The organism is Aeromicrobium camelliae (assembly GCF_003850045.1).
Classification (GTDB): domain Bacteria; phylum Actinomycetota; class Actinomycetes; order Propionibacteriales; family Nocardioidaceae; genus Aeromicrobium; species Aeromicrobium camelliae.
The window spans coordinates 1-19864 of record NZ_RQJX01000005.1; the positions used below are offsets into that span (position 1 = coordinate 1).

Consider the following 19864-nt stretch of genomic DNA (forward strand, 5'->3'; position numbering starts at 1 on the left):
AAGACAACCCGCAGGGCGTCAGTCTCGATACAAGTCAGAACGCCAGCAACAGCCCACACCCATCTTCACCGTCTCGATACGTGGTCTCGATACGCCCGCTCGTTCCTCGCGGGCTACTCGACCACCTATTGCGGCCGTAGGAGGTGGCTCAACGCCGATGGAGCGAGACCCGTGCGGGCGGTGTGGTCTTGCTCCCTCGTTCCTCGGTCGTCACTCGACGATCGGGGCTGACGGGGGTCAGGTGCAGTGGGCGAGGATGAGGTCGCGGTAGGTGGCGGCGCAGCGGAGCACCTCGTCGATCGGAACGGATTCGTCGACGGCGTGGGCGCCGGTGATGTCGCCCGGGCCGTACTGCACGGTGGGGATACCGGCGCTGGCGTACAGGCGAAGGTCCGAGCCGTAGGGCGCTCCCGACACCGGAGCGCCGGTGAGGCTCTGCACCTGCTGCACGAACGGATGATCCGGCTCCGTCACGCCGGCCGCGAACCGTCCGCCCGACCACGTCACCTCGATCGGGTGCTCGCGCAGCCACGGATCGGCTTCGCACAGCTCGGCGAGGTGCGCCTCGAACAACGCCTCGGCCGCGGCGAAGTCCTCGTCCGGCCGGACCCCGTAGCGGCCCTCGGCCACCAGCCGGTCCGGCACGGTGCTCGCCCAGTCACCCGCGTTCACGATGCCGATCGAGATGGGGAACGGCAGCGGCCCGAAGAGCGTCGCCACATCGGCGTTCCGCTTCTCCTCGAGCGACTCGAGTGCGGTGAGCACCCGCGGCAGCAGCTCGATGGTGGAGACGCCCGACCGGCGCATCGAACCGTGGGTGGCGGCCCCGCGGAGCTCGAGACGGAAGGTCAGCGACCCCGCGTTGGCGGTGACGAGCCGGCCGGCCGTGGGTTCGGCGATGAGGCACGCGTCGCCGTCGTGCCCGCGGCGGAGCGTCTCGAAGGTGCCGAGACCGCCGTCCTCCTCGGCGACGACGGTGTGGATCGCGAAGGGGCGGCGCAGGGAGGCGTGATCGACCGCTCGCGCCGCGGCGAAGATCGCGGCGACGCCGCCGAGCATGTCGCACGTGCCGCGCCCGCGCCACTGGCCGTCGCGTGAGGTGAGCGTGAAGGGATCGGAGTCCCAGAGCGCGAGATCCCCGGTCGGGACGACGTCCACGTGCCCGGCCAGGATGAGCGCCGGCCGGTCGCTGTTCGTGGCCGCGACACAGCCCCACATCTCCTCGCGCGCGACTTCCTCGCCGGGGTAGTCAGGCTGCGAACGCGCCTCGTCGAGGTCCACCCGCCAGTGGTCGACCTCCAGCCCGAGCGAGGTGAGCCGCTCGGCGCACCAGTGCTGGATCGCCACCTCGGCCTCGCTGCCACCGACCGCGCCGAAGCCCACGAGGGCGGCGAGATCGTCGCGCAGAGCGTCCTCATCGATGTCCACGGCCTCAGTGTCGCAGCGTCCGCCCGGCCGGATCACGCTGGCTCGGCACGCCGACGTCCCGTCGTCGGCGTCGCTCCCGGGGCGGGGGACGTATGCGCTACGCTGCCGCCATGACGACTCGCACCTGGTGGCGCCGCCGATAGGTGGCCTGTCGTCTGCATTCAACGCCCAGTCCGCCGTCTCGGCCGGTACTGGGCGTTCGTCGTCCTCGGCCGCGACCGACCTAGAAAGTCCCTCCATGACCCTGCTCGACGACCTCCTCGCCCAGCCGGCGTTCGCGCTCATCCGCGGGCGCGAGGCTGACACGGTCACGCTGCTCGGCGGTCCCCGGACCGACCTCGAGAGCCTCGCCGACATCCCCCTCGCCGAGGGCGCCGAGGAGCGGTGGGATCACCTCGTCCTCGTGCCGTACGCGCAGGTGCGTGAGCGCGGCTTCGACGCGCGCGAGGACGGCACGCCGCTGTCGGTGATCCGCGCCGACGTCCTCGAGGAGATCGCGCTGAGCGATCTGCTCACGCTCCTTCCCGACGTGCCGGTCGAGTTCGTCGACCGCGGCGGGTTCGAGACGAGCGACGACGAGTATGCGGGGATCGTCCGCCGCATCATCGACGAGGAGATCGGCCACGGCGAAGGCGCCAACCTCGTGATCGGCCGGCATTATCGCGCGCACGTGGCCGACTGGGGGCACGAACGCGCTTTGACGGTGCTGCGCCGACTCCTCGAGCGCGAGCGTGGCGCCTTCTGGACGTTCTGCATCTTCACCGGCGACCGCTACCTCATCGGCGCGAGTCCCGAGCGGCACGTCAGCCTCGATGCGGGCCAGGTGCGGATGAACCCGATCTCGGGCACGTTCCGGATGCGCGGTCTGGAGACGCACGCCGATCGCAAGCGTGAGCTGCTGAGCTTCCTGTCCGACGAGAAGGAGATCTACGAGCTCTTCATGGTCGTCGACGAAGAGCTCAAGATGATGTGCGACATCTGCCATGAGGGCGGACTCGTGCTCGGGCCGTATCTCAAGCCGATGAGCCACCTCGTGCACACGGAGTACCTGCTCGCCGGGCGGACCGATCGCGACGTCCGCGAGGTGCTGCGCGACTCGATGTTCGCTGCCACCGTCACCGGAAGCCCTGTGGAGAACGCGTGCCGGCTCATCGCGCAGTACGAGCCGGAGGGCCGCGGCTACTACGCCTCGATCGCCGCGCTCATCGGCCGCGACGCCGACGGACGACAGAAGGCCGACGCCCCGATCCTCATCCGCACCGCGGACGTCGACCTCGAGGGCCGGCTGAAGGTCAGCGCCGGGGCCACCCTCGTGCGCGACTCCGACGCCGAGTACGAGACCGCCGAGACGTGGGCGAAGGCCGCGGGCATCCTCAGCGCGTTCGGTCTCGTCGAGGCGGCGCCGCCGGCGGCCGACGGGTTCGACGCGTTCACCCGCGAGGACGACGTGCTCATCGCGCTCGGGTCACGCAACCAGCGGCTCAGCCAGTTCTGGCTCAGCGACCAGTCGGGCACCCCGCCGATGCCGCAGTTGGCCGGCAAGCGGGTCGTGATCCTCGACGGCGAGGACGACTTCGTCAACATGCTGTCGCACGTCTTCAGCGTGCTCGGCATGACGACCGACATCGTCCGCCACGACGCGTACGTCGACGGTGCGTTGGACGACTACGACCTCGTCGTGGTGGGTCCCGGGCCGGGCGACCCTCGGGCCGACGAGCCGAAGATGCACGTGCTGCGGGGCGCGGTCGACCGGCTGCTGGAGCGCCGCCAGCCGTTCCTCGGCGTGTGCCTCGGGCACCAGGCGCTGAGCCACCAGCTGGGCCTGGACCTCGTGTTCAAGGACATCGTCTTCCAGGGCACGCAGAGCCGGCTGCAGGTGCTGGACCGTGAGGAGACCGTCGGGTTCTACAACACGTTCGTCGCGCGGGTGCCGGAGTCCGGCCTCCCCGACGGGGTGAGCGTGCAGACCGACGAGCGCGGCGACGTGCACCTCATCGCGGGTCCGCACTACCGGGGCATCCAGTTCCACGCCGAGTCGATCCTCACGCAGAACGGCTTCGCGATCCTGCGTGACCTCGTCTGCGAACTGCTTCCCGCCGCCTGACACGTCGAAAGCCCGCCGTGACGACAGGACGCGTCATCGCGGCGGGCTCTTTCGTGGCGGGTGGCCGCTCAGCAGACGGTGTCGCGAGAAGTGGGCACGGCGAGCCCGAACAGCGGCCTCAGCTTCAGGCCCACCCAGGTCCCGCCCAGCGCGACCAGGCCCCAGGCCCAGCCGGAGACGCTGCCCGTGGTGATACCGCCCAGGTAGGCGCCGATGTTGCAGCCGTTCGCGAGGCGGGCGCCGATACCCAGCAGGATGCCGCCGAGGAACGCGGCGAGCGCCTCGCGTCCGCTGAACCGATGCCGGAGCGTGTAGACGCCCGCCAACGTGGCGCCCACGGCCGCGCCGACGATGATGCCGATGTTGGTGAGCGAGTTCTTGTCGGCGAGCACGGGTCCGGCCAACTGCGCCGACGGCCCGGGCTGCTGCCAGTACGCCCAGGTCTCCGGGTGCATGCCGAGCAACTGCAACAGCTTGGCGCCCCACAGCGCGAAGGCGCTCGTGATGCCCCAGATGCCGCCGGACACCCATAGGACGCCGACCGCCAGGACGCCGAGGACCACCGCGCCCACGAGCATCGGCCACGAGCCGCGCCAGATCCGATCCCATCCCGTCGCGCTCGGCGGACGACCGGTCGGCGGTGGGGTGCGACGGGCCTGGTAGGCGCGCGACGCCCCCACGATGAGCAGGAGCAGGCCGATGGTGATCGCCCAGGCGCCGAGGTAGCCCACGTGGTCCTGCAGCAGGATCGGCTCCCACGCCGGCAGGTCGTCCACGAGGTCGTACTGCCAGGTGTAGAGCACCGACCCGACGATGAAGCCCGCAAGCGTCACGAGGATGCTGCTCTGGCCCGAGCCGACCGCGAACAGGGTGCCCGAGGCGCAGGCGCCGCCGAGCTGCATCCCGACCCGAAGAGGAACGACCCGAGCAGCAGCCCCACGCCCAGGGGCGCGCCGGCCGGTGCCGGCGCGTTGCCGAAGAGGCTGTTGCCGCTGGCCAGCACGATCAGCCCGAGGGTGGCGGCCGTACCGAGCAGCAGCGCGTGCGCGCGGACGCCCGAGCCGTTGCCGACGGCGACGAGCTGCCGCCAGCCGGACGTGAAGCCGAAGCGGGCGTGAAAGAGCGTGAACCCCAGGCCGAGACCGAGTGCGAGCAGTACGGCCTGCTGTGCTCCGTGCCGGAGGCCGACGAAGAGAACCGCCGCCGCCGCGATCGTGAGGGCGACCGCCGCCGGCCCGCGCTGGACGGGCGGTGCGGGCGGCGATGGGGGAGTCGGGACCGACGTGCGTGCCGGCGTCAGCAAGCTGCTCATGTCGACGACGCTAAGCGCGCTCCGGCACGAGAACCGGGGCGTTTCGGCATCTGGACCGGCGAGGGTGAGTTGTGTCTCAGCGTGTTCGGGGCCGTCGAGGAGGCCGCGGAGGCGAGCTGGTGCAGCAAGTAGGCTGGTGCCGTGACGCTCGATACCGTCGAACACGCCTCCTCGACCCCCGATCACCAGCAGCCCTGGGCCGAATTGGGCCTCAAGCCCGACGAGTACCAGCGGATCCGCGAGATCCTCGGCCGTCGTCCCACGGGCGCCGAGCTGGCCATGTACTCGGTCATGTGGAGCGAGCACTGCTCGTACAAGTCGAGCAAGGTGCACCTGCGCAAGTTCGGCGAGCTGCCCCAGGAGACCCCGCTGGGCAAGACGCTGGCCGGCATCGGCGAGAACGCCGGCGTCATCGACATCGGCCAGGGCTACGCGGTGACGTTCAAGGTCGAGTCGCACAACCACCCCAGCTACGTCGAGCCCTATCAGGGCGCCGCCACCGGTATCGGCGGCATCGTCCGCGACATCCTCGCGATGGGCGCGCGGCCGGTCGCTGTCATGGATCCCCTGCGCTTCGGACCGCTCGATGCCCCCGACACGGCTCGGGTCCTGCCCGGCATCGTCGCGGGCGTGGGCGGCTACGGCAACTGCCTCGGTCTGCCCAACATCGGCGGCGAGGTGGTGTTCGATGAGACCTACGTCGGCAACCCGCTCGTCAACGCCCTGTGCGTCGGCGTGCTGCGTCACGAAGACCTCCACCTCGCCCACGCGAGCGGCGCCGGTAACAAGGTCGTGCTCTACGGCGCGCGCACCGGCGGCGACGGCATCGGCGGCGTCAGCGTGCTCGCCTCGGAGACCTTCACCGACGAGGGCCCGACCAAGCGCCCGAGCGTGCAGGTCGGCGACCCGTTCATGGAGAAGCTCCTCATCGAGTGCACCCTCGAGCTGTTCAAGGCCGGCGTCGTCGCCGGCATCCAGGACCTCGGCGGTGCCGGTCTCTCCTGCGCGACGAGCGAGCTCGCCAGCGCCGGTGACGGCGGCATGCACGTCGAACTCGACCAGGTGCCGCTGCGCGACGCCACCCTCTCGCCCGAGGAGATCCTCATGAGCGAGAGCCAGGAGCGCATGATGGCCGTGGTCGAGCCGCAGCACCTGGCCGCGTTCATGGACATCTGCCGCAAGTGGGACGTCGAGGCCGTCGTCGTCGGTGAGGTCACTGACGGGGATCGCCTCGTCATCGACTGGCACGGTGAGACCGTCGTCGACGTCCCGCCGCGCTCGGTCGCTCACGACGGACCCGTCTACGAGCGTCCGTACGCGCGCCCCACGTGGCAGGACGACCTCCAGGCCGACGGCGCCGAGAAGCTGCCCCGGCCGACTTCGCCCGAGGCCCTCCGCGAGCAGTTCGAGCAGGTCGTCACCAGCCCGAACATGGCCGACAAGAGCTGGGTCACGCATCAGTACGACCGTTACGTGCTCGGCAACACGGTGCTCGCGCAGCCCGAGGATGCCGGCGTGGTCCGCGTGGACGAGGAGACCGGCCTCGGCGTCGCCGTCTCCACCGACTGCAACGGCCGCTTCGCCAAGCTCGACCCCTATGCGGGTGCGCAGCTCGCCCTCGTCGAGTCCTACCGCAACGTCGCGGTCACGGGAGCCCAGCCGCTCGCGGTGACCGACTGCCTCAACTTCGGGTCGCCGGAGGACCCGGACGTCATGTGGCAGTTCGAGCGCGCTACCCACGGCCTCAAGGACGCGTGCGCCGAGCTCGGCATCCCGGTGACCGGCGGCAACGTCTCGTTCTACAACCAGACCGGCGACACCCCGATCCTCCCGACCCCGGTCGTGGGCGTGCTGGGCGTCATCCAGGACGTCCGCCAGCGGGTCACCCAGGGCTTCCGCACCGAGGGCGCGCACCTGCTGCTCCTCGGCGAGACACGCGACGAGCTGTCGGGGTCGACCTGGGCCGACGTCGTGCACGGCCACCTCGGCGGCCTCCCGCCGGCCGTCGATCTGGACGCCGAGCGTCGGCTCGCCGCGCTCATGGTCGACGCCGCCAAGTCGGCCATCGTGGAGGCCGCCCACGACCTGTCCGACGGCGGGCTCGCGATGGCGGTCGCCGAGGCGGCATTCCGCAACGGCGTCGGCGCCACGCTCGAACTCGAGGACCCGTTCATCGACCTGTTCAGCGAGTCCGCGGGCCGCGTGCTCGTCGCGGTGCCCGAGGACAACCACGAGGAGTTCGTCTCCCTCGCCGAGCAGCACGGCGTCGAGCTCGCCTCGATCGGTCGCACCGGTGGCGCGCAGATCGTGGTCGACGGACGGTTCGCGATCGACGTCGCACAGCTTCGCGAGGCCTGGCGTTCCACGCTTCCCGCGGTTCTGGGAAGCATCAGCGCCCACGCGTGATCGGGAGTACTCTGCGGTCTGTGTCCCCACTTCACCCCCGGGAAGAGCACCGGTCGGAGCCGCTCGACGAGCGGCTCCGCGACAACGCCGCGCTCGACGAGATCGAGCTGACCAGCAGGCTCATGATCGCCGCCACGGGGGCCGATGCTCCGCTCTCCCAGGATGAGGTGGACGAGCTGCTCGGCGTGGACGGCGATGACGACTCCGTGAACTGACGGCGAGCAAGGGGCGACCGCGATTCGTCCGCGTGGTGAGGCGCCCTTTAGCATGGTGGGCGGCCCAGTTCCGCCTCTCAAGGGAGCCTTGCGTGCGGTTTCGCATTCGACCGGTCGAAACGACCTTCTACGACTTGTTCACCGAGTCGGCCCAGCATCTGGTGAAAGGTGCCGATCTGCTCGCGCAGGTGCTCGACATGGACGTCACCAACGGTGACATCGCCGAGCGGATGCGTGAGGCCGAGCACCAGGCCGACGAGACGACGCACCGCATCATCAAGCGCGTCAACAGCACGTTCATCACCCCGTTCGACCGCGAGGACATCTACGCCCTCGCCAGCGGCCTGGACGACGTCATGGACCACATGGACGAAGCCGTCGACAGCATCGTCTTGTACGGCGTGACGGACTTCCCCGAGGCGTTCGCCGGCCAGGTCGCGGTGCTCCAGCGCGCCGCGCAGCTGACTGCCGAGGCCATGCCGCGGCTGCGCACCATGAAAGATCTCGAGGAGTTCTGGATCGAGATCAACCGCCTCGAGAACGAGGGGGACCGTAACCACCGGCGGATCCTCGCGCATCTGTTCGACGGCAGCTACAAGGCCATGGCGGTCCTCAAGCTCAAAGACATCGTCGAGTCGGTGGAGTCGGCCATCGACGCTTTCGAGTCGGTCGCCAACACCATCGAGCAGATCGCCGTCAAGGAGTCCTGACCGGTGGATCTCACCCTGGCCATGGTGATCGCGGTCGTCGTGATCGCGCTCGTGTTCGACTACACGAACGGCTTCCATGACGCCGCGAACGCCATCGCCACGTCGGTGTCGACACGCGCTCTGACGCCGCGCGCCGCGCTCGCGATGGCGGCGATCCTCAACTTCGTCGGGGCCTGGCTGGGGGTCGGCGTCGCGCAGACGATTCAGGAGATCATCCAGATCGAGGCGGCACCGGGGGAGGGGTCTGCCCACGCGCTGACGATCGTCCTGGCCGCGCTCGTCGGCGCGATCACCTGGAACCTCATCACCTGGTACTTCGGCATCCCGTCCTCGTCCTCGCACGCCCTCATCGGCGGCATCGTCGGCGCCGGCGTCGCCTCGGCCACGACGGTCAGCTGGGACATCCTCGTCAACAAGGTCGCGATCCCGATGGTCGTGTCGCCTGCGGTGGGCTTCCTGGGCGCGTATCTGCTGATGGTCGCCATCATGTGGGCGTTCCGCAAAGCGCGTCCGGTCCGGGTGAACCGCGGCTTCCGTCTCGCGCAGACCGTCTCGGCCGCCGGCATGGCGCTCGGGCACGGCCTGCAGGATGCACAGAAGACGATGGGCATCATCGTGCTCGCCCTCGTCGCCGGCGGCCTGCACGACGGCAACGACGTGCCGTTCTGGGTCATCGTCGCGGCCGCCACGGCGATCGCGGCCGGCACCTACTCGGGCGGGTGGCGGATCATGCGCACCCTCGGTCGGCGGATCATCGAGCTCGACCCGCCCAAGGGCTTCGCGGCGGAGGCGACCGCGGCGTCCGTGCTGTACGTGATGGCGATCGGCCTGCACGCGCCGGTGTCGACGACGCACACCATCACGTCCGCGATCATGGGTTCGGGCGCGACGAAGCGGTTCAGTGCCGTGCGCTGGGGAGTGGCGCAGGGCATCGTCGTCGCGTGGGTCATCACGATCCCCGCCGCCGCCACCGTCGCCGCCCTCTTCTACTTCATCGCCCGCCTCTTCCTCCCGTAGCGAGGCGCGGCGCGGTTTACCAGGTTACGTAGGTTTCTTGTCACTTCTCCGGGCGAACTTCGCTCGAGAAGTGGCAAGAAACCTGGTGGGGTCGACGAGAGTGCGAGCTGAGACCGGGACGTCCGGGTCAGGCGTTCGGGCCGGCCGGCCGAGGCTCGCGCGCGGTGAGCTGGCCGCGACGTCTCGAGATTTTCCCTCACTTCACCGGGAGAACTCACCCGGAGGAGTGAGGGAAAACCTACGTAACCTGGTAATCCGTCAGGCTCCGAGCACGCGCGCGAGGTAGGGGTTGGTGAAGCGGCGGTCCGGATCGGCGGCGTCGCGGACGGCGCGGAAGTCCTCGAAGCGCGGGTACAGGCGCGCGAAGTAGTCGGCGTCGAGCGTATGCAGCTTGCCCCAGTGCGGCCGACCCTCATGCGCGACGAAGATGTCCTGCGCCGCGGCGAAGTACCGCTGGAAGTCGACGCGGTGGTACTGGTGCACGGCGACGTAGACGTTGTCGCGCTCGTGCCCCGTGGAGAGCCAGACGTCGTCCGCCGCCGTGAACCGCACCTCGATCGGGAAGCCGACGAACTCGTCTCGTCGACCGAACCACCGCTGCAACTCTCTGATGACGTCCGCGGCGGCCGCCCGCGGCATCGCGAACTCCGACTCTCGAAACCGCACGTCACGCGGCGAGACGAACACGGCGTACGAATGGTCGATGTACTCGCGCGCCCCGAGCGTCGAGCCGGAGATCGCGTTCAGCCGCGGGATCAGCGCGGGACGGGCGGCCGACAACCGGTTGACCCGCTCGTAGACGGTGTTGGAGAGAAACCGATCGTCGAGCCACGAACGCCAGCGGGGCAGCGGCGCGCGCTCCGTCCCCTCCGGCACCCGGTTGTTGCGCTTCGTGAGCGCTTTCTCGGTGTGCGGGAACCAGTAGAACTCGAAGTGGTCGTTGCCGTCGACGAGATCGTCGAGACCGGCGAGCACCTCCGGCAGCGGCATCGGCGCCTCGCGCGCGCGCAACAGGAACGCGGGCACACACTGCAGGGTGACCTCGGTGACGATGCCGAGCGCCCCCAGCCCGACCCGTGCGGCGCCGAACCACGGGTGCGCCTCGTTGATCTCGACGACCGAGCCGTCGCCGATGACGAGCTGAACGCCCACGACCGCGGCTGCGATGCCGTGCAAGCGTCCGCCGGTGCCGTGGGTGCCGGTCGAGATCGCGCCGGCGACCGACTGCGGGTCGACGTCGCCGAGGTTGGGCAGGGCGAGCCCGAGCCGCTGCAGGTGCGGGTTCAGCTCGCGCAGCGAGATCCCCGCCTGCACCCGCACGCGCCCGGTCGCCGGGTCGTGGTGCAGTACGCGGTTCATCCGGTCGAGCCGCAGCTGCACGCCTTCAGTCGCGGCGATGGGCGTGAACGAGTGGCTCGCGCCGACGGCCTTCACCGTCGGGTGGGACCGCACGAGGGTGGCGACCTCCTCTGTGCTCGCCGGGTGCGCGACGAGCGCCGGGGTGGCGGTGACGTTGCCGCCCCAGTTGGTCCACGTGATCATCCGAAGTTCTTTCCCTCGCCCCGATACGTGGGGGTGCGCACGATGTGACCGCCCGAGGTGACGACGGCGACCTCGTCGAAGCGTTCACACATCTCGCCTGCTTTGGCGTGCCGGAAGACGACCCGATCGCCGATCGCGAGCCGGCGTGCCGCTGATCCCTGCACCGGGGTCTGCACCTCGCCCGCTCCCTCGGTGCCGAGCAGTGAGAGCCCCTCGGGCCACACCGGCGTCGGCACGCGCGATTCACCGGCCTGCCCGGAGGCGATGTAGCCGCCGGAGAAACAGGTTGCGATGTCGCGAGTGGGTTTGCGCACCACGGACAGCGCGAAGAACGCCGCCGGTCGGGAGGTGAACGCGCGGTACCCGTCGAAGAGGGTGGGGGAGAACAGTCCGGAGCCGGCGGTGAGCTCGGTGACGGACGGGTCGGTGCCGGTGACGTGCAAGCTGCCGGTGCCGCCGGCGTTGACCAGCCGAAGATCGGTGAGGTTCCCGACCGCCTTGACGATGCGCTTGCGGCGACGCTGCAGCTCGGCGTGCGAGCGGCGCTTGACGGTGCGGACCGCGAGCGAGGAGTCCGGCAGCCCGGCGATCTGGGCGTCGTAGAACATGAGGCCCACCAGGTCGAAGCCCGGACGCTCGACGATCGCCTGCGCCAGCTTCTTGACCTCGCGTTTCGTGTGCACAGGGGACCGCCGGACGCCGAGATGCGCTCCGGCCACGCGCCAGGACGCGTCGACGTCGATGGCGACCTTGATGGGCGGGTGACCGGCTCCGAGGACGTGATCGATGTAGTCGATGCCGTCGATCGAGTCGATCATCACGGTGATGGCGGCGAGCCGGTGGTCCTTGGCCGTGAGCTCGAGCAGCGCCTCACGGTGCACGGTCGGGTAGGCGAGGAGGATGTCGTCGACGCCTTGGTCGGCCAGCCACACGGACTCGGGCAGGGAGTACGTCATGACGCCGCGGAAGCCGTCGAGGGTCAAGGCGTTCTTGATGATCGAGCGGACCCGCACCGACTTCGTGGCCAACCGGATCGGCTTGCCGCCCGCGCGCGCGATCAGGTCGGCCGCGTTGGCCCACAGCGCCTCCTCGTCGACGATCGCGTAGGGCGGGTCGAGCGAGGCGGTGGCGCTGAGCAGCCGTTCGTAGTCGGGCACGCGCCCAGTATCGCGCAGTCTGCGTGCCTCTCGTGGCACCTTTCCGACACGCCTCTGTGGGTCCGCGCCCTCGCTACGTGAGTGCGTGGCGGGGGCTGTGCCCTACGATGGTCGGGCGGCTCGGCCGCATGCCCCTGTAGCTCAGTTGGTAGAGCGCCTTACTTGTAATAAGGATGTCGCGGGTTCGAATCCTGTCGGGGGCTCCACGACCGGCTCACTCGGTCAACGGCGCCCGGAAGAGGTGAAGATCGTCGCCCCGGGCCTCAGCGGTCTCGGCGAGCGACCACCCCAGCTTCGCGAAGAACTCGAACCCTGCGGGATTCTCCACGTCGACGTAGGCCCGCCATGCGCGCGTCACAGGGTGGCCCGGCCACGCGGTGAACGCCCGGACCGTCGCAGAGGCCCACCCTTCGCGTCGCCGTCCGGGGTCGACGGCGAGATCGGTGATGACGTGGTCGGGGTCGTCGCTCGTGCCCCAGACGCACCCGACGACCGCCACGGGTACGTCGCCGTCACACGCCACCAGTTCGACGCCGTCGTCTTCGCTGAGGACGTGGTGCAGCCATGCCTCGTCGATCGGTCCCAACTGCTCGTCGAGCTGCGGGTCGGCGTACCAGTCGCGCAGCCACGGCCAGTCCGCCTCCGAGAAGCGGCGCAGCGTCACCTCGCCCGCCATCAGCACCGCCGCAACTCGCGCCGCATCGCGTCGGCCTCCGCCTGGGTGACCCAGACGCCGTAAGTCGCCTTCACGTTCACGATCTTGCTCACGTACGTGCACCGGTAGGCGCGGTGGGGCGGCAGCCAGGTGGCGACGTCGGCATCGCTCTTCGCGCTGTTCGCGGCGCCGTCGACGGCCAGCAGGTTGATCGGGTCGTTGGCGAAGGCGATGCGCTTCTCGCGGCTCCATTGCTGCGCGCCCTTCTGCCAGGCGTCGGACAGCGGCACGAGGTGGTCGATCTGAACCTCGCTCGACGTGCGTTCGCCGCGCCGGAAGTCGATGCGTTCGCCGGTGTAGGGGTCGTCGAGCACGCCGGACATCACCCGGCACCCGCGGTCGTCGCCGAAGACGACCTCGGTGAGGTCGCGCCGCAGGATGTCGTTGCGGGTGTCGCAACCGTTGCGCCCGTACTCGACGTCGACGGCGTCGGTCCACGGTTCGCCGAACTGCTCGCGCGCGTAACCCGTCTTGGGCGCACGCCCCCTGACGTGCAGGCTGTCGACGAGCTCGGCGGAGGCACCAACGTCCGCGGCGGGCGCCGGCTCGGAGCGCGCGAGGATGTCGTCGCCGGTCCACCCGAGCACGACCGCGAGCAGCACCACGACACTCGCGATCCCTGTGAGAACCCGCTTCATCACTGCCTTCCACTCGCTGCGGCGCCGCCCCGGACAGGGCACGGCACGAGCACAGTAGCCGTCGCGACCGACAGTCACGATCGCCCCCGGATCGACAGTCGGACGGGCATCCGCCCGCGGCTGTGCTCGCAGTGATTCCGCGCCCTCCGCCCCAGGGAAGCCGCCGCGAGCCGAATGCTCCTGCCTTGCTAGGTTGGAAGGCGACCAATCTTCGAAGGGGAGTCCATGTCCAACCGCTTTGACGTCGTGGTGCTGGGTGCCGGCCCCGGCGGATACGTGGCAGCGATCCGCGCCGCGCAGCTCGGCAAGTCCGTGGCGATCATCGAGAGCAAGTACTGGGGCGGCGTCTGCCTCAACGTCGGCTGCATCCCGTCCAAGGCGCTGCTGCGCAACGCCGAGCTCGCCAACATCGTCAACCACGAGGCGGACAAGTTCGGCATCAGCGGCGACGTCTCCTTCGACTTCGGCAAGGCGTTCAGCCGCAGCCGCGAGGTGGCCGAGGGGCGCGTCAAGGGCGTGCACTTCCTCATGAAGAAGAACAACATCACCGAGTTCGACGGCCGCGGCACGTTCACCGGCCCCAACTCGATCGAGGTCGCGCTCAACGGCGGCGGCACCGAGACGGTCGAGTTCGAGAACGTCATCATCGCCACGGGCTCGCGGGTCCGCATGCTCCCCGGCGTGGAGAAGTCCGAGAACGTCGTCACGTACGAAGAGCAGATCATGCGTGACGATCTGCCCGGTTCGATCGCGATCGTCGGCGCGGGCGCCATCGGGATGGAGTTCGCGTACGTGCTCCGCGCCTACGGCGTCGACGTGACGATCATCGAGTTCCTCGACCGCGCGCTCCCCAACGAGGACGCCGAGGTCTCCAAGGAGATCACCAAGGCCTACAAGAAGCTCGGCATCCCGATCCTCACCTCCACGAAGGTCGAGGAGGTCACCGACAACGGCAGCTCCGTGACCGTCCGCTACAGCGGCAAGAAGGGCGAGGAGACCATCGAGGTCGACCGCGTCCTCGTCTCGATCGGCTTCCAGCCCAACGTCGAGGGTCTCGGCCTGGACAAGGCCGGCGTCGAGCTCACCGACCGCGGCGCCATCGCGATCGACGAGCGCATGCGCACCAACGTCCCGCACATCTATGCCATCGGCGACGTCACGATGAAGCTCCAGCTCGCCCACGTGGCCGAGGCCCAGGGTGTCGTGGCCGCCGAAACGATCGCCGACGCGGAGACGATGGAGCTCGGCGACTACCGGATGATGCCGCGCGCCACGTTCTGCACGCCGCAGGTCGCCTCGTTCGGTCTCACCGAGGAGCAGGCGAAGGAGGAGGGCTACGACGTCGTCGTCGCGAAGTTCCCGTTCACGGCCAACGGCAAGGCTCACGGCCTCGGCGACGCCTCGGGCTTCGTCAAGCTGATCGCCGACAAGGAGCACTTCGAGCTGCTGGGCGGCCACCTCATCGGCCCCGACGTCTCCGAGCTTCTGCCTGAGCTGACGCTCGCGCAGAAGTGGGACCTCGGTGCCCTGGAGCTCGCGCGCAACGTGCACACGCACCCGACCCTCAGCGAGGCGCTCCAGGAGGCCTTCCACGGTCTCGTCGGGCACATGATCAACTTCTGATCCCCCGCGGCCGTAGCCGGCCGCAGCAACGGACGGCGGGTCGTCGGCATCCCAGCGTGGATGCTCGGCGGTCCGCCGTTCGTCGTCTCGAGTCGATCCGATAGCCCCGAGCCCGGGAGGGTGACGAGGAGCGGTGGATGCGTGAACTCACGATGGCGGTCGACAAGCAGCGATCGTTGAGGAGACTGAATTTCTCGATCAGCTTCGCGCTGACGGGCTTGTTCGTCGTCCTCGGTCTGATGCAGCTGCTGATCGGCTCGCCGGCGGGGGTGATCTATCTGGCGGCCGCGCCGCTGATGGTGGCGCTGACCCTCGTGCTCGTGAAGCGCCAGGAGGCCCAATCGAGGGTGATCTTCGGCGACGGTTCCTATGAGGCGGCGGGGATGTTCCGCCGGCAACGCTTCGAGGTCGACGCCGTGGAACGCGTGATCACCGTCAACTCCATGCCGTTCGGAGCGTTGGCACCGACGCACCATCTGATCGTCCTGGGGGCGACGAAGCGCCTCCTCCTGCTCGTCGGGTACATGTGGACGGTCGAGCAGTTGACCGAGCTGGCCAACGACCTCACCAGCCGCGGCGTTCCGCTCACAGCCATCCGCGTGCCCATCACCCCGGCACAGCTGCAGTCGCTCGATTCCCGCACCCTCGAGTGGTGGCGCGCGCACCCGGTGCTGTTCGCCATCCTGCTCTCGGTTCTCGTGGTGATCGTCGTCGTCGGGGCCGGCATCGTCATCGTGGCCGGATTCGTCCTCGCTACATGAGCCGGCCGGGTCTCACGCGGACGTGAGCCGGCCCTCGAGCTCGGCGCGCGCGGTCACCAGCGATGGCCCGTACCACGTCAGGGAGCGCCCCGAGCACAACACGGTCCGCGTCCGGGTGAACGACTCGGGTCCGTCGTCGGGGGTGAAGACATACGGCTCGTCCGGGAGCAGGACGAGATCGATGTCCGTGCGATCGAGTTCGTCGAGCTCGACGTGCGGGTATCGCTCGGGGTGATGCGCGAAGACGTTCTCGAGGCCCAGCCGCGCCATGACGTCACCGGTGAAGGTCGACGAGCCCACCACCATCCACGGATCGCGCCAGATCGCCATCGCGGCACGACCGCGGAACTCGCCCGGCGGCTCCGCCCACACCTGCTCGGCCTCGACCAGCCAGTCCGGCACACCCCAGCCGAGCGCGGTGACGAACAGCCGGCGCATGGAGGCGAACGCCTCGTCCAGGGTCTCGATCTTGGTGACCCAGACCGGGATACCCTCCGCGCGCAGTCGCCGGACGTCGAGCTCGCGGTTCTCCTCCTGATTCGCCACGACGAGGTCCGGACGCAGCTCGGAGATGAGGTCACGGTCGGGATTCTTGGTGCCGCGGACACGGGTGACGTCGAGACCGGGTGGCTGAGTGCACCAGTCCGTGGCTCCGACCAGCGCCTCCGGCCGGGTGGCGGCGAGGGCCTCCGTGAGCGACGGGACGAGACTCACCACGCGGCGTACGGGATGGCGGGTGATGAGCTCGGTTCCCAGATCGTCGCGCATACGTCCACCTTAGGCGGGCCAGCTGGGAAGCGGCTGAGGAGCGACGACGGCCCCGGTCAGGAGGTCTGAGGGGTGATCGCCGTTCACGAGGACCGAGCCGCTGGTGGGTCGGCGCAGCGCGGCGAAGGTGGAGACGAGGGTGGATTTGCCCCAGCCGTTGCGGCCGAGAAGCCCGTAGATGCCGCCGGCGGCGAGGTCGAGCGTCACGCCGCGGAGGGCCTCGATGTCGTCGTAGCGAACGCCGAGATCGCGCGTCTGCACGAAGTAGCCGTTCACGGGGTGTCCTTCCTGTGGCGGTCGATGTAGGCGGTGAGTTCGGCGGCGTCGATGCCGAGGATGTCCGCTTCGTGGACGAGCGGGTCGACCTTCTCGGCGAAGAAGTCCTGGCGTCGCTGCTCGCGCAGACGGGCGCGCGCGCCCTCGGCGACGAACATGCCGACACCGCGTTGCTTGTAGAGCACGCCCTCGTCGACGAGCTGGCCGAAGGCCTTGGCGGCAGTCGCCGGGTTGATGCGGTACGTCGTGGCGTACTGCGTCGTGGACATGACCTGCTGGCCCTCCTCGAGCGCTCCGGCGAGCACGTCGTGTCGGATCTGGTCGGCGATCTGGACGTAGATGGGATCACGGCCGTCGAACACGCTCACCCTCCCGCCATTGTTAACTGGTTCGTTACTTGAGTAACGTACCATAGGACCAGGGTTGCGGTCAAGCCGACCGCGTACCGTCGCCTCGATCGTCTTAGGCTGAGGCCCATGAGCTCCGCCCCGATCGACTGGACCGCGTCCGGTGACTACGACGACATCCGTTACGAGACGACGAGCGACGGGATCGCCAAGATCACGATCTGCCGCCCTGAGGTGCACAACGCCTTCCGGCCGCAGACGATCATCGAGATCTCCGAGGCGCTCAACGTGGCCCGCGAGGACGAGCGGGTCGGGGCGATCATCCTCACCGGCGAGGGGGAGAAGGCGTTCTGCTCCGGCGGCGACCAGCGCGTGCGCGGAGACAGTGGCTACAAGACCGACGCGGGAGCCACCGGCCGGTTCCACGTCACCGACCTGCACGTGCAGATGCGCCGCACCCCCAAGCCGATCGTCGCGATGGTCGCCGGGTGGGCCATCGGCGGCGGCCACGTGCTGCACCTGGTGTGCGATCTGACGATCGCCGCGGACAACGCCCGCTTCGGCCAGGTCGGCCCGAAGGTCGGCTCGTTCGACGGCGGTTTCGGCGCCAGCATCCTCTCCGATCTCGTCGGCCCCAAGAAGGCCAAGGAGATCTGGTTCCTGTGCCGCCAGTACGACGCCTCCCAGGCGTTGGAGATGGGGCTCGTCAACACGGTCGTGCCGCTCGCCGAGCTCGAGGCCGAGACCGTGAAGTGGTGCCGCGAGATGCTGCAGCACTCGCCGTTCGCCCTGCGTCTGCTCAAGGCCAGCTTCCACGCCTCCGAGGACGGCTACGCGGGCCTGCAGCAGCTCGCCCACGACGCCAACCTCCTGTTCTACGGCAACGAGGAGGCCAAGGAGGGGCGCGAGGCCTTCAAGGAGAAGCGCCGCCCGGAGTTCGAGCGCTTCCCGCGCCGTCCGTAGTCGGGTCCTCGAGAAGGTACGGAACCGGCCGTGTCCGCGCAGATCGCCGCGTGAGCACGGCCGGTTTTCGTCGGTCTCGCGGTGAACGGCGGGTGACCGGAGGGTGATACGCCTGATCAGTCAGCGAGACCGCTTTCGTACCATGGTCCCCATGCGTTCCCCCCGTATCCTCGGCCTCTCGGCCGCCGCCAGCCTGCTCGTTCTCGCCTCGGCCTGCGCGCCGGCCGACGAGAACGACGCCGATTCCGCCAACGACGCCGCCGGAGACGGTCAGTGCTCGACCGACTCGCTGCCCCTCAAGAACGACGGCGTGCTCACCATCGCGACCGACGATCCGGCCTTCGAGCCGTGGTTCGTCGACAACGACCCGAGCAACGGGGAGGGCTTCGAGAGCGCGGTCGCCTATGCCGTCGCCGAGGAGCTCGGCTTCGGCGAGGATGAGGTCGAGTGGGTCGTCGTGCCGTTCAACTCCTCGTACCAGCCCGGCGCGAAGGACTTCGACTTCGACATCAACCAGATCTCGATCACCGAGGAGCGCAAGAACGCGGTCGACTTCTCCGAGCCGTACTATTCGGCCGCGCAGGCCATCATCACGCTCGAGGGCTCGCCGTTCGCCGACGCCACCTCGCTGGAGGACTTCAAGGATGCGCGCCTCGGTGCCCAGATCGGCACGACGTCGCTGACCGCGATCGAGCAGATCGATCCGGCGACCGACCCGCTGGTGTACGACGACACCACCAAGGCCGCCCAGGCGCTGCAGAACGACCAGGTCGACGGCATCGTCGCGGACCTGCCCACCGCGTTCTACCTCACCGCCGCGGAGATCGACGGTTCCACGATCGCCGGCCAGTTCCAGCCCGAGACCGGCGAGTCCGAGGAGTTCGGCCTGCTGCTGGAGAAGGGCAGCAAGCTCACGCCGTGCCTGGACGCGGCGATCGAGTCGCTCCGTGAGGACGGCACGCTCGACGACATCGAGCAGCAGTGGCTCTCGGAGTCGGCGAACGTCCCCGAGCTGCAGTGACCTCCTCGCTCCCACCCGGGGCGGGCCGCACGCTCAGCGCCCGCCAGCTCGAGCGCAACGCCTATCGGCAGCGTCGCTCGCGGCGCCGCGTCACGGTCGCCGCCGTCTCCACGGTGGTCGTGCTCGGCCTGATGCTCGTCGTGGTGGTCAACGCCCCGGGCTGGGAGCGGGTCCAGGCGACGTACTTCGACTGGCGCCACGCGCGTGAGTCGTTCCCTGCGATCGTCGACGCCTTCTTGCTGAACATCCGGCTGTTCCTCACCATCGAGCTGCTGGTGCTCGCGCTCGCGCTGCTGGTCGCGGTGGTGCGGGTCATCCCCTCGCCCGCGCTGACCCCGTTGAAGATCCTGGCGGCGCTCTACACCGATGTGTTCCGCGGCATCCCGACGCTGCTCGTCGTGCTGCTCGTCGGTTTCGGCGTGCCGGCGCTCAACCTCAGCGGTCTGCCGACCAGCCTGTTCTGGCTCGGCGTCATCGCCCTGACGTTGAGCTATGGCGCGTACGTCGCCGAGGTGTTGCGGGCGGGCCTCGTCTCGATCCATCCCACGCAGTGGGCCAGCGGACGGGCCCTGGGCATGAGCTACGGCCAGACCTTGCGGCACATCGTCCTGCCGCAAGCGGTCCGCCGGGTCGCGCCGCCGCTCATCAACGACTTCGTCTCGTTGCAGAAGGACACCGCGCTGCTGTCCACCATCGGTCTCGTCGAGGCGCTGCGTGCCGCGCAGGTCTACTCGGCGAAGACCTTCAACTTCACGTCGCTGTGCATCGCCGCGCTGTTCTTCATCGTCGTGACCATCCCGCTCGCGCGATTCACCGACTGGCTCACGATCCGCTCCCTGCGGCGCGAGAACGGGATCTGAC

General features: G+C 69.3%; 18 protein-coding genes, 1 tRNA gene and 1 pseudogene. 11 read left to right on the forward strand and 9 right to left on the reverse strand.

Annotation, left to right across the window (positions count from 1 at the left end; all coding sequences use genetic code 11):
* Nucleotides 1-237: 237 nt before the first annotated feature.
* Nucleotides 238-1428, reverse strand: coding sequence for an ArgE/DapE family deacylase (locus tag EHW97_RS05170; RefSeq protein WP_243696313.1), 1191 nt, complete (start codon nucleotides 1426-1428; stop codon nucleotides 238-240).
* Nucleotides 1429-1666: 238 nt separating this feature from the next.
* On the opposite strand from EHW97_RS05170, the gene EHW97_RS05175 reads away from it, so the two are divergent.
* Nucleotides 1667-3532, forward strand: coding sequence for an anthranilate synthase family protein (locus tag EHW97_RS05175; protein WP_124236105.1), 1866 nt, complete (start codon nucleotides 1667-1669; stop codon nucleotides 3530-3532).
* A 68-nt stretch (nucleotides 3533-3600) separates the two neighbouring features.
* On the opposite strand, the pseudogene EHW97_RS05180 reads toward EHW97_RS05175, so the two are convergent.
* Nucleotides 3601-4844 (reverse strand): annotated as a pseudogene (locus tag EHW97_RS05180) (YeeE/YedE family protein).
* 141 nt (nucleotides 4845-4985) lie between these two features.
* Between EHW97_RS05180 and purL the strand changes: the two are divergent.
* From purL to EHW97_RS05200, 4 genes are all read left to right on the forward strand, one after another.
* Entirely contained in the window at nucleotides 4986-7250 is a 2265-nt protein-coding gene (gene purL, locus EHW97_RS05185; RefSeq protein WP_124236106.1) for a phosphoribosylformylglycinamidine synthase subunit PurL, read from the forward strand.
* 20 nt (nucleotides 7251-7270) lie between these two features.
* Complete coding sequence (locus EHW97_RS05190; protein ID WP_124236107.1) at nucleotides 7271-7465, forward strand: hypothetical protein; 195 nt, start codon at nucleotides 7271-7273, stop codon at nucleotides 7463-7465.
* Between the two features lie 92 nt (nucleotides 7466-7557).
* Nucleotides 7558-8175, forward strand: a complete 618-nt coding sequence (locus tag EHW97_RS05195; protein ID WP_124236108.1) for a DUF47 domain-containing protein — start codon at nucleotides 7558-7560, stop codon at nucleotides 8173-8175.
* Nucleotides 8176-8196: 21 nt separating this feature from the next.
* Nucleotides 8197-9192: an inorganic phosphate transporter gene (locus EHW97_RS05200; RefSeq protein WP_124236257.1), complete on the forward strand. Its 996-nt coding sequence runs from the start codon at nucleotides 8197-8199 to the stop codon at nucleotides 9190-9192.
* A gap of 258 nt (nucleotides 9193-9450) precedes the next feature.
* Here EHW97_RS05200 and EHW97_RS05205 read toward each other — a convergent pair whose 3' ends face one another.
* Nucleotides 9451-10734: a D-arabinono-1,4-lactone oxidase gene (locus EHW97_RS05205; protein WP_124236109.1), complete on the reverse strand. Its 1284-nt coding sequence runs from the start codon at nucleotides 10732-10734 to the stop codon at nucleotides 9451-9453.
* Nucleotides 10731-11891 carry an amino acid deaminase/aldolase gene (locus EHW97_RS05210; protein WP_124236110.1) on the reverse strand — a complete coding sequence of 387 codons (1161 nt, stop codon included), beginning with the start codon at nucleotides 11889-11891 and terminating at the stop codon, nucleotides 10731-10733. Before EHW97_RS05210 ends, EHW97_RS05205 begins: the two co-directional genes overlap by 4 nt.
* 130 nt (nucleotides 11892-12021) lie before the next feature.
* On the opposite strand from EHW97_RS05210, the gene EHW97_RS05215 reads away from it, so the two are divergent.
* Nucleotides 12022-12097 (forward strand) — tRNA-Thr (locus tag EHW97_RS05215).
* Between the two features lie 8 nt (nucleotides 12098-12105).
* On the opposite strand, the gene EHW97_RS05220 is transcribed toward EHW97_RS05215, so the two are convergent.
* Together EHW97_RS05220 and EHW97_RS05225 are read right to left on the reverse strand one after the other, a co-directional pair.
* The gene (locus tag EHW97_RS05220; RefSeq protein WP_124236111.1) at nucleotides 12106-12567 is read right to left on the reverse strand and encodes a GNAT family N-acetyltransferase; all 462 of its coding nucleotides are present in this window, start codon (nucleotides 12565-12567) and stop codon (nucleotides 12106-12108) included.
* The gene (locus tag EHW97_RS05225) at nucleotides 12567-13244 is read right to left on the reverse strand and encodes an HNH endonuclease family protein (RefSeq protein ID WP_124236112.1); all 678 of its coding nucleotides are present in this window, start codon (nucleotides 13242-13244) and stop codon (nucleotides 12567-12569) included. The genes EHW97_RS05220 and EHW97_RS05225 overlap by 1 nt, the downstream gene beginning before the upstream one ends.
* Before the next feature lie 225 nt (nucleotides 13245-13469).
* Here EHW97_RS05225 and lpdA point away from each other — a divergent pair, with 225 nt between their 5' ends.
* Nucleotides 13470-14867: a dihydrolipoyl dehydrogenase gene (gene lpdA, locus EHW97_RS05230; protein ID WP_124236113.1), complete on the forward strand. Its 1398-nt coding sequence runs from the start codon at nucleotides 13470-13472 to the stop codon at nucleotides 14865-14867.
* A 137-nt stretch (nucleotides 14868-15004) separates the two neighbouring features.
* Complete coding sequence (locus EHW97_RS05235) at nucleotides 15005-15628, forward strand: hypothetical protein (protein ID WP_124236114.1); 624 nt, start codon at nucleotides 15005-15007, stop codon at nucleotides 15626-15628.
* A 12-nt stretch (nucleotides 15629-15640) separates the two neighbouring features.
* On the opposite strand, the gene EHW97_RS05240 is transcribed toward EHW97_RS05235, so the two are convergent.
* From EHW97_RS05240 to EHW97_RS05250, 3 genes are read right to left on the reverse strand one after another with little or no spacing between them, the layout of a single operon-like run.
* Nucleotides 15641-16396 (reverse strand): helical backbone metal receptor, encoded by a 756-nt coding sequence (locus EHW97_RS05240; RefSeq protein ID WP_124236115.1) that lies wholly within the window; start codon nucleotides 16394-16396, stop codon nucleotides 15641-15643.
* A gap of 9 nt (nucleotides 16397-16405) precedes the next feature.
* The gene (locus EHW97_RS05245; RefSeq protein WP_124236116.1) at nucleotides 16406-16672 is read right to left on the reverse strand and encodes an ATP-binding cassette domain-containing protein; all 267 of its coding nucleotides are present in this window, start codon (nucleotides 16670-16672) and stop codon (nucleotides 16406-16408) included.
* Nucleotides 16669-17034: a GntR family transcriptional regulator gene (locus tag EHW97_RS05250; protein WP_124236117.1), complete on the reverse strand. Its 366-nt coding sequence runs from the start codon at nucleotides 17032-17034 to the stop codon at nucleotides 16669-16671. The genes EHW97_RS05245 and EHW97_RS05250 overlap by 4 nt, the downstream gene beginning before the upstream one ends.
* 114 nt (nucleotides 17035-17148) lie before the next feature.
* Between EHW97_RS05250 and menB the strand changes: the two genes are divergently transcribed.
* The 3 genes from menB (at nucleotide 17149) to EHW97_RS05265 (ending at nucleotide 19863) form a co-directional block, all read left to right on the forward strand.
* Complete coding sequence (menB, locus tag EHW97_RS05255; RefSeq protein ID WP_124236118.1) at nucleotides 17149-17982, forward strand: 1,4-dihydroxy-2-naphthoyl-CoA synthase; 834 nt, start codon at nucleotides 17149-17151, stop codon at nucleotides 17980-17982.
* Between the two features lie 151 nt (nucleotides 17983-18133).
* Nucleotides 18134-19003, forward strand: coding sequence for an ABC transporter substrate-binding protein (locus EHW97_RS05260; RefSeq protein ID WP_124236119.1), 870 nt, complete (start codon nucleotides 18134-18136; stop codon nucleotides 19001-19003).
* Nucleotides 19000-19863 (forward strand): amino acid ABC transporter permease, encoded by an 864-nt coding sequence (locus tag EHW97_RS05265; protein ID WP_124236120.1) that lies wholly within the window; start codon nucleotides 19000-19002, stop codon nucleotides 19861-19863. Before EHW97_RS05260 ends, EHW97_RS05265 begins: the two co-directional genes overlap by 4 nt.
* The last annotated feature ends 1 nt before the right edge of the window (nucleotide 19864 follow it).